This window comes from Mucilaginibacter lappiensis (genome assembly GCF_050433765.1).
Taxonomy (GTDB): domain Bacteria; phylum Bacteroidota; class Bacteroidia; order Sphingobacteriales; family Sphingobacteriaceae; genus Mucilaginibacter; species Mucilaginibacter lappiensis_A.
Genome location: NZ_JBNPWP010000013.1, coordinates 111,167 through 128,149 on the forward strand (window position 1 = coordinate 111,167; position 16,983 = coordinate 128,149).

The 16,983-nt window shown below is 40.8% G+C and carries 12 protein-coding genes; 2 read left to right on the forward strand and 10 right to left on the reverse strand.

Annotated elements, in window-relative coordinates; translation table 11 throughout:
- Window positions 1-2: 2 nt before the first annotated feature.
- From M2273_RS28055 to M2273_RS28070, 4 genes are all read right to left on the reverse strand, one after another.
- Window positions 3-971, reverse strand: coding sequence for a FecR family protein (locus M2273_RS28055; RefSeq protein ID WP_429401232.1), 969 nt, complete (start codon window positions 969-971; stop codon window positions 3-5).
- A gap of 166 nt (window positions 972-1,137) precedes the next feature.
- Window positions 1,138-1,716 carry an RNA polymerase sigma factor gene (locus M2273_RS28060; RefSeq protein WP_429401234.1) on the reverse strand — a complete coding sequence of 193 codons (579 nt, stop codon included), beginning with the start codon at window positions 1,714-1,716 and terminating at the stop codon, window positions 1,138-1,140.
- 104 nt (window positions 1,717-1,820) lie between these two features.
- Window positions 1,821-2,153 carry a helix-turn-helix transcriptional regulator gene (locus M2273_RS28065; protein WP_429401236.1) on the reverse strand — a complete coding sequence of 111 codons (333 nt, stop codon included), beginning with the start codon at window positions 2,151-2,153 and terminating at the stop codon, window positions 1,821-1,823.
- A 96-nt stretch (window positions 2,154-2,249) separates the two neighbouring features.
- A complete protein-coding gene (locus M2273_RS28070) occupies window positions 2,250-4,715 on the reverse strand; it encodes a TonB-dependent receptor domain-containing protein (protein ID WP_429401238.1) in 2,466 nt (821 codons plus the stop codon).
- Between the two features lie 260 nt (window positions 4,716-4,975).
- Between M2273_RS28070 and M2273_RS28075 the strand changes: the two genes are divergently transcribed.
- Together M2273_RS28075 and M2273_RS28080 are read left to right on the forward strand one after the other, a co-directional pair.
- Window positions 4,976-6,100: a sensor histidine kinase gene (locus M2273_RS28075; protein WP_429401240.1), complete on the forward strand. Its 1,125-nt coding sequence runs from the start codon at window positions 4,976-4,978 to the stop codon at window positions 6,098-6,100.
- A 14-nt stretch (window positions 6,101-6,114) separates the two neighbouring features.
- Entirely contained in the window at window positions 6,115-6,858 is a 744-nt protein-coding gene (locus M2273_RS28080; RefSeq protein WP_429401242.1) for a LytR/AlgR family response regulator transcription factor, read from the forward strand.
- A 125-nt stretch (window positions 6,859-6,983) separates the two neighbouring features.
- Here the strand turns inward: M2273_RS28080 and M2273_RS28085 are convergent, their stop codons facing one another.
- The 6 genes from M2273_RS28085 to M2273_RS28110 all read right to left on the reverse strand — a co-directional run bounded on the left by M2273_RS28085 (window position 6,984) and on the right by M2273_RS28110 (window position 16,982).
- Window positions 6,984-7,205, reverse strand: coding sequence for a hypothetical protein (locus M2273_RS28085; RefSeq protein WP_429401244.1), 222 nt, complete (start codon window positions 7,203-7,205; stop codon window positions 6,984-6,986).
- Between the two features lie 60 nt (window positions 7,206-7,265).
- A complete protein-coding gene (locus tag M2273_RS28090) occupies window positions 7,266-8,207 on the reverse strand; it encodes a DUF6268 family outer membrane beta-barrel protein (RefSeq protein WP_429401246.1) in 942 nt (313 codons plus the stop codon).
- Window positions 8,208-8,388: 181 nt separating this feature from the next.
- Complete coding sequence (locus M2273_RS28095; RefSeq protein WP_429401248.1) at window positions 8,389-9,780, reverse strand: glycosyl hydrolase family 18 protein; 1,392 nt, start codon at window positions 9,778-9,780, stop codon at window positions 8,389-8,391.
- Between the two features lie 37 nt (window positions 9,781-9,817).
- A complete protein-coding gene (locus M2273_RS28100) occupies window positions 9,818-11,230 on the reverse strand; it encodes a glycosyl hydrolase family 18 protein (protein ID WP_429401250.1) in 1,413 nt (470 codons plus the stop codon).
- Between the two features lie 477 nt (window positions 11,231-11,707).
- Complete coding sequence (locus M2273_RS28105) at window positions 11,708-14,467, reverse strand: hypothetical protein (protein ID WP_429401252.1); 2,760 nt, start codon at window positions 14,465-14,467, stop codon at window positions 11,708-11,710.
- 346 nt (window positions 14,468-14,813) lie between these two features.
- Complete coding sequence (locus tag M2273_RS28110; protein WP_429401254.1) at window positions 14,814-16,982, reverse strand: alpha-galactosidase; 2,169 nt, start codon at window positions 16,980-16,982, stop codon at window positions 14,814-14,816.
- Window position 16,983: the final 1 nt, after the last annotated feature.

The window sequence follows — 16,983 nt, forward strand, 5'->3', positions numbered from 1 at the left end:
AATCAGAATATTATAACAGTATGTGGGTTTTTATAGTGGTAATGCAGACCTGTAGCATAGCTTAAGCCATGTAAAAGATGATCAATGCCTGTATCCTTCATTTCGCCGCTAAAGCGTGCGCGTTTCCTGGCTGATGGCTGTACTTCTATTTTAATATTGTACCACCGTTGCAGTTTTTCGGCTATTTCATCGGCATTGTCTTCTTTAAAAAACAGGGTTTGGTTTTGCAACGACGATGCATCCTGAGCATTTACTTCCTTAATGGTTATTTTATGCGTGCTTAATTGGTAAATGAGTTGCTGACCGGCCTTTACAAAATGTGTGTGGTTATTTTCGGTTATACCCACTAGCCCCGTGGCAACCTTTACTTCGGTATTTGTATTTGGGCGGGCGTAAATATTAAAAGATGTACCCAGTACCGTTACCGCTAAATGATTATCGGTACGGATGATAAAAGGCTTGTGCGAGTCATGCTTAACATCAAAAAAGGCCTCGCCTGTTAATTGTATTTCGCGTTTAGCGCTACCAAATGAGTTGTTATAGCTTATTTTTGAATTAGGCGCCATGAACACCTTTGTGCCATCGGGCAGCGTAAGGCGACCACCTAAATTTTGAGCGCTTTGTAAAGTTTGCGTAGTGTTTTCAATCTGTGACCTTGTATTATGTACATAAAGCCATCCTAAAGAACAAAGCAGCAATAAGCTGGCAGCAATACCGGTAAGCCAGCGCGATGTTTTAAAATCTTTTTTATTGTTTGATTCTGACGATCCGAAGATCCTGTTGAGGAGATGCAACCATTGTTCGTCAATATCGCCTGGCTTCAAGGGCTGTTCAAGTTGCCTTTTTTTCCTTTCCAGGTAAGTGAGTAAATACCGGTGTTCCGTTTGCTCATCGGCCCAATCGGTAACCTCCTGTATTTCTTCAGGGCGGCTTTCGCCATTTACATAATTTAATATTGTTTCCCAGTTCACGCTTTTTAATTTTACTTAAAGAGCATTACAGGGTCGCTTTCCACCTAAAGAAATAATTATTTATATGTTAAACTTTTGTTAAGTACCATCAAAACAATAAAAGCCGGAATATGATCCCGGCTTTTGTTGAAATGCTATGGCTTTTATTTAATCGCCAAACAAAGAGTTATATTATTTTAAAGATTATATTGATCAGCATAAGTCCGCCTGCAATGGTTGCCTTATCCAGATTGCGATTTTGTACAGCATGGCTCAGCTGTTCAATAGCTTCCCGCATATTATATTCTACCTTTTTCTCTGATATGTCAAGCACCTGGGCTATTTCGGCATTTTTTAAACCCAACAATCTTAACTCAATCATTTCTTTGCGATGAGATGGCAGCCTGTTGATAAGATCTTCAACAATTTTTATGGATTGTTTGGCAACAAATTTCTCGAACGGATTGTAAGTATTCTCCGGGATATTGAATGCATCATCGGGTAGTTGTGAAGTTTGATAGCGGGCTGAAAGGGCCTTTATCGCGCCGTTTTTTGCAGCCCGAAACAAATACGGCTTTAGCTCATTAATTTGCAATTTATCCTTTTGCTGCCATAGGTTTAAAAACAGATCAGAAAGAATGTCTTTCGCCATATCTTCGTCATTCACTATAGAATTTACGTAGCGAAAAAGAGGAGAGTAATTGTCTTTAAATATGCATTCAAATCCATCTAATGTATGTAATAAGGGCATATTTACTGTTTCCATACGGATTGCAAATTTCGCTCGGGCATGTTTAGATAACAAAACACCAGTGTTAAGTTTGTATTAAGAATACCCCGATCATTACAGTTATATTGAAATAACTGACATTATTTTAACTTGCCTTTCTCGCTTTCATTGGCTGAAATCAGGGTCATTATGTCGTTTTTTAGAGCCGCCGGTATGAGTATGATGCTCTGTGAAACGTGGGCACCAGGGTCTGAAGATTGATCTCCGGACAGAGAATGGTAGTACCCTTTCAAAATAATGCAACCTTTATCGCTTTCGTACTGTACCGATATCCTTAGTTCAGCAATCAATTGAATATCCTGGTATACCGTACGGGTGCTGATATGAAATTTTTCTTTTAAATAGTCAACCGTTACAACCTTTTTTGTTTGTAAAACTGCAAGCATCTCCAAAAGCCTGTCTATCCTGTTCATTCATTAAATACCATTAAGTTTATACAAAAATGATATAGGGTGGTGACAGCAGTATGTCAGTACTAAAAAATCATTTTAATATTTTTAATTTACACTTTAATCTTTCCTTAGTCTGTCCCTTTCGTCTTTACTACCGTTGTCCTGGTTACCCTGGCCAGCACGGGTGCTGCCAAATGACCTGGAATAAGTAAGTTTTATGATCGGAAACTTAGCAGATTCTGTTTGAACATCAACATGGCTCTTTATAGCAAAAGCCTCCTGTGTTACAGTGCCGTAATGAACATGTATGCGTACGGTTCTTAAAATATCAGCAACAGAGAGCTGAAAACTGCCGCCATTGTTTTTTAATTCTTTTTTTATCCCTGCATTCAGGGAGCCAAAACCGTCAACTTTTACCGTTCCATTATAGGATAAGGAATTGTACCAGCCCGATAATTCAAAGGAAAACCTTTTGGGCAATTTAAATGACTCATTGAAATTCAGGGAATAAATGAAGTAGCTCTTTTCGAACGGGTTGATAGTATAACCAGCACCTTTAAGCTGACTTAGCCCTCCGGTAAAACTATAGGTCATATCCCACCAGTTGTTGACTTTCACCGGCACGTTGGCCTGAAAGGTTATATTGTTTTGAAATGTCAGGTTTTGCGGCGAAATGTACAGCAGATCTTTTGACGGCCCCGTGCTTAGCTGATACCTTGTTATAGGATGATCATCTCTGCTAAAAAGCAATGAAAATGAATAGTCCCGGTAATTATAACCCAGTTTTATGTTATTGGTAATGGTAGGTTTAAGAAAAGGATTGCCGGTATAAACTGCCGTAGGGTCACTGTAGGCTACATAGGATGCAAGGTCATTATAAGTGGGCCTGCTAATCCTTTTGGTGTAAGACAATTGCAACTCAGAATTGTCATTAAGCTTTTTAGAAAACGAAACATTGGGGAACAGCACCCCAAGTTTACGGTTTACCAGGCTTTCCCCTGTATGCGGATCATCCATATTGGTATAGGAATACTCATACCTTGCCCCTATAACCAGGTTGGTTGATGGGTTTATTTGCGCATTAACAGAAGCATAAGCAGCTCCTATACCCTCCTTCATGTAAATATCATTAGCTGTTTCGGTATTTTTAACCCAAGCACCATTCGTCAGGCTTTCTATTCCCGATGAACTTGAGCTTGTGGTATAAGTGCCTTTAATACCCGTTTCCAATTTTAATTTGGTGTTTAATTGTTTGGTGTAATCCATTGTGGCTACACCTACTTTTATCGAAGTATTTGCAAAACCCTTTTGCAGCGGAGCATTAACGCTATTATCGGCATACACCTGCTCGCCGTTTTTATTAACAAAGGAGCTCTGTACATCGGTGGGGCTGTCGTTTTTATAATAGATGTAATCTGCATCAAAATTGACCTTCTCTCCTTCGCTGATCACTTTTTCAAGGTTAACAGAGCCTATCAAATTATTCCAGGCATTCAAACCACTTATACGGCCATCATATGTCAATAAGGAATCGGGCAAAACGGTGTACAAGGCATGATTATAAGTAGTGGCCGGTGAATTACTGTTGTTATAAGTGATACTTCCTCCAATAGTTATTTTGGGGTTTAGCTTAAAATCAGCTCCCAATATGGCATTGTGATCATTTTGTACGCGTTTTGTAACGCTGGTAAAAACAACAGTTGCATCTCCCCCTAAAAAGGGCATATATTGTGCGCTTGTGATAAACAGGTGACTATACGTCCTGTTGTGCGAAAACGAATAGGATCCATATAAATTAGTGTTTTGGGTATTTTTAGCCAGGTTAATACTACCCGATCCCTTTTCGCCCCAGCCGTGCCCGCCGCTCAGGGTAAATGAACCGTTGGTGCCCTGCTTTTTATTTTTCTTTGATACAATGTTGATCAAGCCTGCACTACCTTCCGCATCGTACCCGGCAGGTGGAGTTGTCAATAATTCTATTTTATCAATATTATCGGCGCTCATACCGTTTAACATGGTGACCACCTGATCTGTCGGCATACGCATGAGTTTGCCATCCATCATTACCACTACCCCGCTTTTACCATTTAAATTAATACCATTATTCCGGCGATCAATAACTACTCCAGGCGATCTTTCTAAAACCTGTAAAGCCGAGCTCCCTTTAGTGAGTACACTGTTTCCAACATTCACCACCATGCCATCAGGCCTTTGCTGGTACAATGGCTTATTGGCCCGTATCACCACCTCCCCTAACTGCCTGGTAGCCTCATTCATTACTATGGTTCCAAAATCTTTATCAGTTTTATTAGCGGTTAGCTCAAACGCGGGAGAAATCCAGGTTTGGTACCCAATACTGCTTAACCTGAGCACGTAAATGCCGGGTGAGATATTTGCCATCCGGTAAGTGCCATTTTCATTGGTCTGAGTACTTTTTACTATCGATGTATCGGTGCGTTTTAGCACGGATACATTTGCAAATGAAAGTGGCTGGCCATTATTAATGGTAATTTTTCCGGATACCTGTGCAAAGGTATCTTGTAATAAACAAAATAGTAACAAGCTAAAGCAAAGGGTCTTCATGTGGGTTCGGCGTTTTTTATTTGCTAACCCAAAGAAATAGCGGAGTAAAAACTTTAAAAAATGGGAATGACAAGCGGCAGCATATAATTGATAAAACGCAGAAAATCAACCAAAAAGCAATATAACATTAGCCGGAACGCTAAAATCACCACTCATACATTGGTGCAGGTAATTGGTCAATTATTTAAGGTGGTTCATGTAAAAGCGCTGTATAAATAAATACAATTGACGTATCTTAGATAAAATGTTACCAAAAGGAAATGAGCGCTTTATCAGTTAATAGTTCAAATAACAACTGGTTGTTTAAATACAAGCTATACCATATTCCGTTTTGGTGTGTTTACCATTATTTGTGGTGGCTGCTGGCTGTTGGCGATCCTTTAAAAGCTGCACACTCCATGTTTTTTTCGGCTTATACGGTAAAGATCCTTGCTTATGTAGTTTTCCAGGCGTTGGCGGTATATTTTAATTTATATTTTCTGATCCCGCGATACCTCGAAAAAAACAAGCTGACCGAATATATCATTTACCTCACCGTAACTATAGTTTGCGCGGCTTCATTAATTAATACCGGGTATTACCTGAGTGCCTATTTAGCGCACTGTACTATTCAGACGATGTTTGGAGCCGAAGCAGGCAGTTTTTTTCATTTTTTTGGCACGTCGCTCCCTTCTACCGTGGCCAGTATGACGCTTGCCATGAGTATTAAGTTAACCAAGAATTGGATACAAACCGAAAGAAGACAACAACTCTTGGAGAAAGAAAAACTGGAAACAGAACTTAAATTTTTAAAATATCAGTTTAACCCGCATTTTTTGTTTAACAGTATTAATTCCATATTTTTCCTGATCCATAAAAACCCTGATATGGCATCGGCTTCCCTTGCCAAATTTTCTGAGTTATTGCGGTATCAGCTATATGAATGTAATGACCAGCAGATCCCGCTGGGTAAAGAGCTTACCTATCTCGAAAACTTTATTGAACTTGAAAAACTCCGGCAAAACAACAACATAGATGTATCCTTTGAAGTTGAAGAGCCATTTGCAGATCATTTAGGTATTGCCCCTTTTATATTGATGACCTTTGTTGAAAACGCGTTTAAACATGTCTCCAAGCATACCCACGGCCCCAACTGGATCAGCATTAAACTAGCATTGGATCAGCAACAGCTGAATCTGTTTATTGCCAACAGCACATCAACAGATGCAGCTAATGAAGTATTAAATTACGGGGGTATTGGTCTAAAAAATGTCAGGAGAAGACTTGACCTGATATATCCTGAGCAATATGAGCTGGATATACAAAATAACACGAACAGGTTTGAGGTAAGACTGCAGCTTACATTAGCCGAGTTTGAACTGTCGTCGACACTGCAAATGGCCTGAACACTAACAGATATATGATGATCAACTGTGTAATTATTGATGATGAGCCATTAGCGCGGGAGGGCCTGGCTAATTATGTTAGAGAGGTTGATTTTTTACATCTGACCGCGACCTGCGAAAACCCGCTTGAACTGATCAAACTATTGGACCAGCACCAGATTGATCTGATATTCCTGGATATACAGATGCCCAAAATGAATGGGATAGATTTTTTAAAGATCGTGCAAAATCCGCCTATGGTGGTAATTACCTCGGCTTATCCCAGTTATGCATTAGAAAGTTTCCAGTTAAACGTATTGGATTACCTGTTAAAACCCATCACATTCGACCGTTTTTTTAAATCGGCCCATAAAGCTAAAGATTATCACCGGCTCCTTACCAATTCAGCTTCACCGGGGCAGCAAAAGGATGTACCGGATGCTGATTACTTCTTTATTAAATGCGGTAACAAATACGAGAAAATATATTTCGATGATATCCTGTATGTACAGGGTATGCAAAATTATGTGACCATTTTTACAGGAAAAGGCAAATATATCACCCTGTTAAACCTAAAAAGTTTAGAGCAAAATTTAGACAGCCGGTCTTTTATCCGGGTACATAAATCCTATATGGTATCTATCAGTAAAATTGAAGGTATCGAAGGCAATGAGATCTTTATACTAAACCATCGCATACCCATTAGCAGAAATTACAGGGAACAGGTTATAGCTCAGGTGGTTGAAAGTAAGCTATGGGATAAAATAAAGCTTTCTTAAATTATTCCTGACTCTAAGCATCAATAAAGCCGGTTCTTATGCAAGAACCGGCTTTGACTTTTCTTCTAGGGTTAAATATCCGACTGGCTAATACTTTCAGAAATTTGCGCTGAACAATTTATTCCCTAAAAAAGCACCTCACATTGATGGCCGCAATTATTCAGCAACCGGATAATACTTTCTGCTGAGAAATTTTCTCCTTCAACTCTTAAAACATTATCACAATCTTCCAGGTCGAAGTTTACGCGACTGCCAGGCAAATGTTCTGTCAATTTTCGGATGATCAGTTTTGACTGGTCAACATCCTGAACATCCGTTTTAAAAACCTCTATCATTTTACTGATCATTGTTGTTGTTAAATAAGTTTGTTTGATCATTATTTACCGACCGCTAATTCAAATGCTTTGTTAAAACCGATAGTTAATTCCGGTTTGAACTGCAACACCCGTTTTCTTTAATTCGGCCAAAGGCACGCGCTTATTCAAGTTGTTGAAAGGTGCCCAGTTTACTTTTTGATCTTTGGAGTACAAGTCTAATTGCTGGGTAAAGTTATATCCCGCGCTTACGTTTATCGAAAAGTTTTTTGCCAGCATATATTCATAAAACAAACTGGTTTTAAATTGCTGGGCCTGGAAATAATCAGAATTCATTTTCTTTGACAAGCGGTATGACCCTCCGCCAATGCCAAAATCAATATTTATACCCGTAGCGCTTTTATTTGATAGCTGGTATTTTAGTTTTTCAGAAACCGGTAATGTTCCTGAAAAACTCAGCTTGTCGCTGATGTTCCAGTCAATACCAATTATTGGCACCAGTAGCGTTCCAAAAAATTGTTTGGAGAATGCTGCCCCTATCGAATAAGAAAACCTATCTGACTTTTTGATCCTTAACATAGCAGCGCCAGAATAAAGCATATCCTCACCAGAGATATCCTTCAAATCAGATGAAAGTGATGGTATAACGGAAACGATCAAGGCATACTTAGGCGAAAATGATTTCTGAAAAGTAAGCGGTACCGAAAATGAGTGAAATTTTGACCCTCCAAACTCAGATCCCATACCCGAAAGAAACAGGCCACTGTACCCAACCCCGGCCAAAAAAAAGTCAAGCTTGCCATTTTGCATTTTACTATATACAGGTAATGTAAGTGTACCATTAACCTGTTGTATGTTCATATCCTTGCCATTAACCTTAAATGGCGAATAGGTGTAATCAGCCTCGAACGAACCCAATTGCAGGTTGACTGGGGCGGGCGGGCTTTGTTGTACTGGTGTACTTGGCTGTGTTTGGGCTGACAGTTTAAAAGAAACTAAGACTATAACAATTAATGACAGGATTCTTGTTTTCATAATGAGTTTTGGGGTTATTTTTTTTATTATTTTCCCCTTAAAACACGTTGATCCCGGTTTACCCTTACTCTTAATTGAAATTATTTTGGATATTATCCCGAATTTTCAATAGTCAGGATATTATTAAACAAAAACAGCCGGTGCAACAATATGCAACGGCTGTTGATCATAGTTGTCTTTATTATTGATTTACTCCAAATGCCTCCCATCCCGATGCGGTGGTACGGGTACAAGTCATGGCTTGCGTGCCGTTCTCACTTGAAATAAATTTGCCGTTATTACCCCTTAAAGTAACCTTTCCATCTGTGGTGGGTACCCAATCAAATTTTTCCCAGTCGCCGGCTGTGGCACGGTTGCAGGTAATAGCCATAGTTCCGTTTTCTGAGGATACATATTTGCCCATGCTGCGCAGCGATATTTTGCCGCCGCCCGCGTCAACTACGGTAAATGTTTCCCACGCTGATGCTGTTGGACGGTTGCACCTCATGGCTTGTGTGCCGTTCTCGCCGCTTGCGTATTGGTTATTAAACCCTTTAAGTGTTATGGTTTGCCCAATTGGCGCAGTAGTGCCCCCACCTGTGCCGCCAGAAAGCGTAGTGAAAATAGCCGATAGCAGGGAGTTAGCGCCTGTGGCATCCTGTGACAGTTCCCACATCATAATACCGCCTCCCTGGTTAAGGGCCAGTGTTGTTTTGCTTTGAATGGTAGGGATGCCATTGTAACCTATCCCGTTCCAGGTATCTGAATTAGGACTACCACCACCTGCAAGTATATCGGCATAGGAAGTGTATGGCTCCCGGCCATAAAATGGCACACCCAATATGGCTTTTGTCTTAGGCAAACCCCTGCCAAGCCAATAACTTAATGAAGATGCGGCCAATGAATACGGTGAATGATTTGAACCCTCGCCATCATAGGCCATCAGGTTTAAAAAATCCACATACCCAAACACATTGCTCTGAATGCTGGAGCCATCGCCAGAAATAACTGCCGCGGTTAACAGTTTGCCCTGGTTATGCAAAGCTGTACTTAACTGTTGCATCAGGGTTGAATAATTATTTGATGAGGCGCCGTCATCCGGATATTCCCAATCAATATCAGCACCATCAAGGTTATACTGGTTAACCATATTGACAATGTTATTGACAAAACTAGTACGCGATCCTGAATTAGCAGCCAGCGATTCAAATCCACTATCGTTGCCATCATTCCATCCGCCTATGGAGATAGACACCTTTACACCATTTGCATGAGCGGTTGATACCAGGCTTTGCAGCTTCGGAATATTATCAATTGCACCCAGGCCACCTGATGAGGTTGGTATTACAAACGCGTAATTAATGTGGGTAAGCTTGGAGTACTGAACCTGGTTAACAGCGCCTGCCCAGCTTGGCATGTAACCCACTACCTTAAAGCCGGTGGGGATAGCTGATGTACCTAAAGATCTGGGATTTGCATCGGGAGATGGAGTTGGGGCTGATGGTGAAAAGTTATTATCTTTTCGGCAAGATGAAAGTGCAAAAAGCACCGCTGCTATACAACATGGCAGAAAGGAGTTTAAATTTGTTTTCATAAATTAATTGATTATTGGTTAATGATAGGTTAGTTTATTATTGATTTACCCCAAAAGCTTCCCACCCGGATGCGGTGGTGCGGGTACAAGTCATCGCCTGCGTACCATTTTCGCTGCTGATGAATTTGCCATTATTGCCCCGTAAAGTAACTTTCCCATCAGTAGTAGGGATCCAGTCAAACTTTTCCCAATCGCTTGCAGTAGTACGGCTACAGGTAATAGCCATGGTTCCGTTTTCTGAGGATACATATTTGCCCATACTGCGCAGCGATATTTTGCCACCACCCGCGTCAATTACGGTAAAATGCTCCCAGTCGCCGGTGGTGGTGCGGGTACAGGTCATGGCTTGAGTACCGTTTTCGCCACTTACATATCTGTTGTTAAAACCTTTAAGAGATATTACGGTACCTATCGGGGCGGTAGTTGTACCGCCACCACCGCTGCCGCCATGTGCAACTATTGCTGTATGAATGGCCGATAACAGGGAGTTAGCCCCGGTAGCATCGCCCGCTAATTCCCAGATCATCATACCACCTATCCCCCTGTCAAAAGACAGGTTGGTTTTACTGGTTATGGTAGAGATACCGTTATAACCAAAGTTTTGAAAAGTATCTGAATTGGGGCTGCCGCCTTGTGCCAGTATCGTGTTATAATTAGCCGTAGAATAATCGTAGCGGTTATCGCGCGCGTAAAATGGCACACCTAAAATGGTTTTTTCAAGAGGCAGACCGCGGCTGTTCCAGTAGTTTAAACAGTCAACCGCGGATTGATAGGTGGAGTGCTGGAAGTTATTGTCGTCATAATCCATGATGTTGAGCCAATCAACGGCAGTAAACAAACCGCTTACTACATAAGTGGCGCCATTTGAAATAACGGCAGCAGTACACAGCTTGCCATTGTTATGCATAGCTGTGGCCAGTTGCTGCATCATCAATAAAAAATTATTAGCCTCGGTGCCAACTGATGGAAATTCCCAGTCAATATCAACGCCATCGGCATTATATTGATTTACAAAGTTCACCATGTTGTTAACAAAAGCGGTACGTAAACTGGAGCTCGCTACTATGGTATGAAAAGCATCGCCGCCTCCGCCGCCACCAACAGCAATAAGTACTTTAACATTGTTATTATGCCCAGCTGATACCAGGCTGGTGAATTTTGGTAAATTATCGAGCGGGTTTAAACCTCCGCCGGTTGTTGGGGTAAGAAAGGCATAGTTAATGTGCGTTAGTTTGCTGTACTGGATGCCGTTTACATCCCCTTCCCAGCTGGGTAAGTAGCCTACTACTTTAAATGTTGCCGCCGTTACCGCATGTGTGGTTTGATTTTCTTTTGGAGCAGGTTCATTTGCCGGTATAATGTCGTTCCGGTTATCCTTACGGCAGGATGATAAAGCAAATAATACCATAATTACTCCGCAGAGCAGATAAGAGTTAAAATTTGATCTCATAAGTTAATAGTTAAGTGGTTTATAAATATTTGTTAATTGTCGATCTAAACTTTGCTCGGTCAAAACGGCCTGTTAACAGACATTTGCGGGACTTATGAATATCAAAATGTGATATTAAGGCAGATGGGATAAAGGCTTTCAGGTTGTTTTATAAGCGTAAATCTATATAATATTTTATAAATAACTGATTATAAATGATTTACAAATATCATAATACGCATAAATCACAAGCGTTGTAGTGCTTTTGTAGGGTATAGTTACGATAGGAATATTATGATCGGTTCAAAAAAATATTTTTCGCGATACGCTTAACCCACAATTAAATTTTTGTTAACCATGGGGAAACTTAGCGAATAAAAGGATTGATTGTACAGCGGCATTATAAGTAAAAAGGCCGTTTACCTGTTAGTAAACGGCCTTTTGAGAGACACCGTCGGATATTTTCCCTAATTATTATAGATGGCTTGAAAATGTAAGTTAATTCTCCTTTTTTCTGACGATACCAAAACGAGCTAACACCCTATTAATTTCAGCACTATCTCTTAATACACTTACCTGCATCCTGTTCATAGCATAATCTGAAATTTGCCAGCCAAGTGGCAGTACCGGCCATATACTTGTATTGGGTACCTGATCAGTAGTAGGTTTGAATAAATAAAAACCATAATGCTTCATTTTAGAAAGAGAGTAGTTCCATCCATCTGATTTTTTCATATAGCCTACCCTGCTATTCAATATGCCTACCGGTGGCGCCAGCGGCTCAAATAAATTTTTGGGCTTACCTATTGGCTCGGTCCGTTTAACCGAATTAGGGAGAGACAAAAATTGCGGCTGTATGTAATTAAATATGGAATCTTCCTTAATCAGCTTGCTGCGTACCCTCTCAAACACGTTCAACACCCCCAGCGAAGTCTCCGCACCGGAATTATCCCAGGTGCCTCCATCAGTAAAATGATGCTTTCCGTTTAATTTAGCTGTAGGACTTACATAAGGAAACCTGGCACTCAGAAAAGCCGCTGTACTCAGTCGCAGGTCGCCGGGATCCTCAATTTCCTGTTCCAAAAATACCGTTGATGGGAAATCAAGGCTATCCAATAATACTGGCGCCGATATACCCTTTTTTCCGCTATCCACATCAAATGTATTGGCAAACAGCAGCGGCACTTCGTAATTGCCTCCCTTCCACATCCTACCCATTGTGACGCCCAGATCCATATGATGGGCATAAGTATGCCTTTCCCAGTCCTCTTCCATCAATCTTGCCCTGTCGGTCCATGGCGCTATTCCCAGCGCAGATGCCAGCATATCCCTTCCAAGCAAAGCAACAATATCCGAAGTAAGATAATCATTCCGGTAAACGGCGAGGGAATTAACCGGGTAAAAAACTGTATCGGCGCTCACATTTTGCCGGTATTGATAACGGGCACTGCAAAGCAATGATAAACCTACCGTGCCGCCTGATGCACCAGAATAGGAAAAAACATAGTGCTGAAAATCCTTCACCTGATTGTCACCCTTATACCCGCTCTTGAGTAAGCTATCCAGTGTACCTATAACCATGGTTGTCCATACTGTAGCCCTGATACCCCCGCCATAGGCATTTACAAAAAATACGGGATAAGACTTACCAGGATGCTGAGCAACAAAAGCTTTAATTTCCTGTTTACGGCTGTTTAGCCATTGCTCTGTATAATTATTTAATGAATCCAGCGATTTTTGATAGTTCTTTTGTTTTTGAACGTGAGCTTCATGATAGGTGGTGATGGTGCTTACTGACCGGTAAAGGGTAAACAGCAATAAAAAAGTGATCATGCTGATACCCACTTTTTTGCCCGCAAACAGCAAAAAGGAAAAAAACAATAAATAACCGGCAATGGCGCATAATACTATGGGCATGGTATAAAAGCGGTTGCCACTGGTAAGCTCATTTAAAATAGGCGGAAAATTGCATAAGATAAAAAAAAGCATAGCGGCAAGCCCACTGAAAATGATCCAGGGCGCGGCACGCCATTTGGCAATAGCCGGAACGCTGGTACGCAGGGTGACCGTAATCATAAACATGACCGATAAAAAGACCAGGTCAAGTGATAAATAAGCAAGAAAATAAGGCTCACGGCTTTGTTTACCATATCCGTACCCCCATATAAACATTGGTAGCAACAGCAGTGCTATGGTCAACCAATAACGCCATTGAATCACTGTTGTTCCTGATTTATATATGCGGTCAATCCAGTTATAGCGCAAAACGATTTTATAAAAGCCCAAGGAGGCCACCAGGAGAACCAGCGGGGATATTCCGTTAAGCAGGTAATTAATATGGTAAACGTTCATAGTATGCAGTATACCCGTAGCTGGGATCAAAAAAGCGGCAGCACCCAGCAACCGGCCAACATCTACTTTACCGGCTGGTCTGGCGCCGGCCTGCAACCGGGTATTAAAATCAACAGGTCCCATAAAAAATGCCTTATAGCTTATTTTAATGGAATTATCAATTGCCTTTGGTAAATGCCAGCACATGAGGGCCAGCAGCGTGGTTGAGGCCAGGAAATAAAAACTAGCGCTTCGGGATGTGTTGATTGACAGCAGCATATCCTGTATCTGATCACTTACAAATATCCCCATGAAAAAGGTTAGCAGCGTGAGCAGTACAATACGGAACCGCCAGGAGTAGGTAAGTAATTTCCCCAGCCACGCTGATACATAATCAAGCCAAAACCGCGGCTTACCTAACTTAAATGATTCATATAGCAACTTACTGGCTACAATAGCCAACAACAGGTATTTTGCCCATGCAAAAATACAGATGGTCCAGACACCGGGCAATGCTTCTTTAAGCCGGAAGAGGTGCAGCATCCGGCTGGTCCCGATATTTTCAAATACATCCAGCACCCCGGCCAGAACAGCTAAAACTATAAAGTTGAAAACCATTCCCTGCGAGATCACACGGCGATGGCGGTTTACCTTTTGATACCCTATCCGGATAATTAAAATAAACAGGATCCCTACATAACACACAATAAGGCCATAGTCGGCATTGTTCTGGAAAATTACCGTATCAATCCCGGTTACAGTTTTTGAGTAAGTAGATTTACTGGTATAAACCTGATCTTTTTTAAAGCCGGCCTGCCATTCTTTCAAAATGGAATCCCTCCTGGCATTACTGGTATTAATTTCCCAGCTAATGATACCCGAAGGGCTATATTTGGTTACGATGAGATAATTATCTTTCAGGGTCATACTGCCGATAAGCAAAAAACCGGTCAGAAGTAATAAAAAAATAGGTTCGAAATGACGGTTGACCCTGCTCTGTAAGCGTCGAAACATAATTATTTTAATTGATTGAAGTTAATGAAAAAGAGTGATAACAAGATATTTTCAATTCGTCATTTTCATTAATTCAGGCAATTAAAAAAGTCTGATCAACCGGTCATAATTGAAATTAATATTCAGGGCTGAGAAGCGCTTACACAAGCTGTACTTATATTGAAAGATTTCTTTGCAAAAAACAAGAAGCCACCTTTTTCCTACAGAAAAAGATGGCCAATAGCATTGAATGAGTTACTCCATGATCGTAAATGATTTATTAATTCGCTGCACTTATTTCTATCACCATACTGGTTAAGGGTATTAATTTTCCAGGTGTTAAATTAAGTCCCATCGTCATCAAATAATCGCCACTAAATACATGTCCGTTTTCTGCCAGGTTTGATTTGGTACCAGGCACAAGGTTTGTTTCTTCTACCTTGTACTGTTTATGGCTGTCGAGGCCCTGCAAGCGCACCCTGTTTAATACTTCCTTGTACCGGGTGTTAAGGTTATAATTAAACAAAACAGCTTTTGATTTTTCTTCATTTACATACATCACCACCATACGATTCTCCTCATACGGCGAAACAATACGATACAGATCACCAAACCAAATTGTATTGTTTAGCCGGTTATAGTTTTTAACGGCTTGTTTACTAAACTTCACTTCTTCATCCGTCATTTTACTAACCTTAATGTCATAGCCCAGCTTGTCCATCATGGCCACATCCGTTCTAAATTTGATAGATTGCTTTCCCCATGAAGTAACATGGCTTGAGATGGTTAAGGCTGGGAAAAAATTACTATATCCCCACTGTATATACAAGCGCTCCAGGGGATCGGTATCATCGCTCGGCCAAAATTCAGTAAAATATTTTAAAGCGCCATAATCGGTACGCCCTCCACCACCAGAGCAGAGCATAATGGGTAAATGTGGATATTTTTGCCGTATCCGATCCAATATTTTATACAGGCTCAAGGTATAATCAACATATAAAGCAGATTGCCGGTCTTTTAAATAAGGCGACCATGCATTGGTCATACTGCGGTTACAATCCCATTTAATATAAGCCAGACCTGGATTCTTGACTAACATATCAACAACAACATGATACACATAATCGGCCACCTTAGGATTTGTAAGATCAAGTACTAATTGATTGCGCTGATAGTTTTCGTTGCGGTTGGATAGCTTCAGGATCCAGTCAGGATGCTGTTCATACAATTCGCTTTTAGGGTTTACCATTTCGGGCTCCAGCCAGATACCAAATTTTAACCCTTTAGCTTCGGCCTGTTTAACCAGATAACCTATCCCGTTTGGTAATTTCGATTTATTCTCCTGCCAATCCCCCAGCCCAGCTTTATCGTTATTACGTGGATATTTATTACCGAACCATCCATCATCAAGCAAAAACAGATCGGTACCCAATTTTGTGGCGTCATCAAATAAATTAACCAATTCCTTTTCATCAAAATTAACATGCGTAGCCTCCCAATTATTAAGCAATGTAAGGCGTGGCTTATTACCATCAAGCACACCATAATTGCGTGCCCATTTATGCAAATTACGGCTGGCTTCACCCTTTCCTGTGGTTGAGTAAGTGAAAATAAAGGCTGGAGTGATAAAAGTTTCGCCCTTTTTTAATTTATAAGCCGAGGCATAAGGGTTAATGCCCGATATCACCCTTAACGCGTTGCGTTCATCAATTTCAAAATGGAATTTAAAATTACCCGTCCAGGCTAATGTACCGGCTATCAACTCCCCGGTTGTTTCATCTGCGGGCTTATTCAAGGCCAGGAAAAATACTGGGGTTTGGTACATATCAGCACGCGTCCCTAACTTACTATCTATCTCTTTTACCCCGCTGGTAAGCTTGCTTTCCTGCATTTTCATTTCAGAGGCCCAATCGCCATGAAATTGTGTAAGCCAGTAATCTTTAGCTTCAAAATGCAGCATGGATGAGGCATAATCATCTAAGGTTATTTCACCCTTTTCATTGTTCCTGATCTCTGTCCATGATTTTATGATATCCTCCTTATTGAAAGCCTGGTAATGCAATATTACCTGAACCGGATATTTGGGATCCTGCAGCAAAATGTTTGTTTCCGAAACATTATCATCCAGGTTTTTCGCGTCATGGCTTACATATTGCAGTTCGAGCGATGGGTTACCGTCACTATGTGTTAAACGGATGGCAGGCTGTAGCAGGTCTTCCATTCCGCCAGTAATATAGGCTTCATGTTTACCACCGGGTATTAACCGGTCATCATCCTGATTTACAAACCGCTTGCCCAGATATGACTGATATACCCTGTTATTGGCGCCGATGGTAAGTATAACACTTACATTTTTGGTAGCAATAACTATTTCTTTTCGGGCTTGCGCGTTTACAATAACAGCACTATAAAAAATAGTTAAGTAGGTAAATAATATAAATTTCTTCATA

Excerpts from the sequence above, each read along its gene's own strand:
- M2273_RS28075 (WP_429401240.1), top strand. The coding sequence starts at position 4,976 with ATGAGCGCTTTATCAGTTAATAGTTCAAATAACAACTGGTTGTTTAAA.
- M2273_RS28110 (WP_429401254.1), bottom strand. The coding sequence starts at position 16,982 with ATGAAGAAATTTATATTATTTACCTACTTAACTATTTTTTATAGTGCT.
- M2273_RS28080 (WP_429401242.1), top strand. The coding sequence starts at position 6,115 with ATGATGATCAACTGTGTAATTATTGATGATGAGCCATTAGCGCGGGAG.
- M2273_RS28085 (WP_429401244.1), bottom strand. The coding sequence starts at position 7,205 with ATGATCAGTAAAATGATAGAGGTTTTTAAAACGGATGTTCAGGATGTT.
- M2273_RS28090 (WP_429401246.1), bottom strand. The coding sequence starts at position 8,207 with ATGAAAACAAGAATCCTGTCATTAATTGTTATAGTCTTAGTTTCTTTT.
- M2273_RS28105 (WP_429401252.1), bottom strand. The coding sequence starts at position 14,467 with ATGACCCTGAAAGATAATTATCTCATCGTAACCAAATATAGCCCTTCG.
- M2273_RS28065 (WP_429401236.1), bottom strand. The coding sequence starts at position 2,153 with ATGAACAGGATAGACAGGCTTTTGGAGATGCTTGCAGTTTTACAAACA.
- M2273_RS28070 (WP_429401238.1), bottom strand. The coding sequence starts at position 4,715 with ATGAAGACCCTTTGCTTTAGCTTGTTACTATTTTGTTTATTACAAGAT.
- M2273_RS28100 (WP_429401250.1), bottom strand. The coding sequence starts at position 11,230 with ATGAGATCAAATTTTAACTCTTATCTGCTCTGCGGAGTAATTATGGTA.
- M2273_RS28095 (WP_429401248.1), bottom strand. The coding sequence starts at position 9,780 with ATGAAAACAAATTTAAACTCCTTTCTGCCATGTTGTATAGCAGCGGTG.
- M2273_RS28060 (WP_429401234.1), bottom strand. The coding sequence starts at position 1,716 with ATGGAAACAGTAAATATGCCCTTATTACATACATTAGATGGATTTGAA.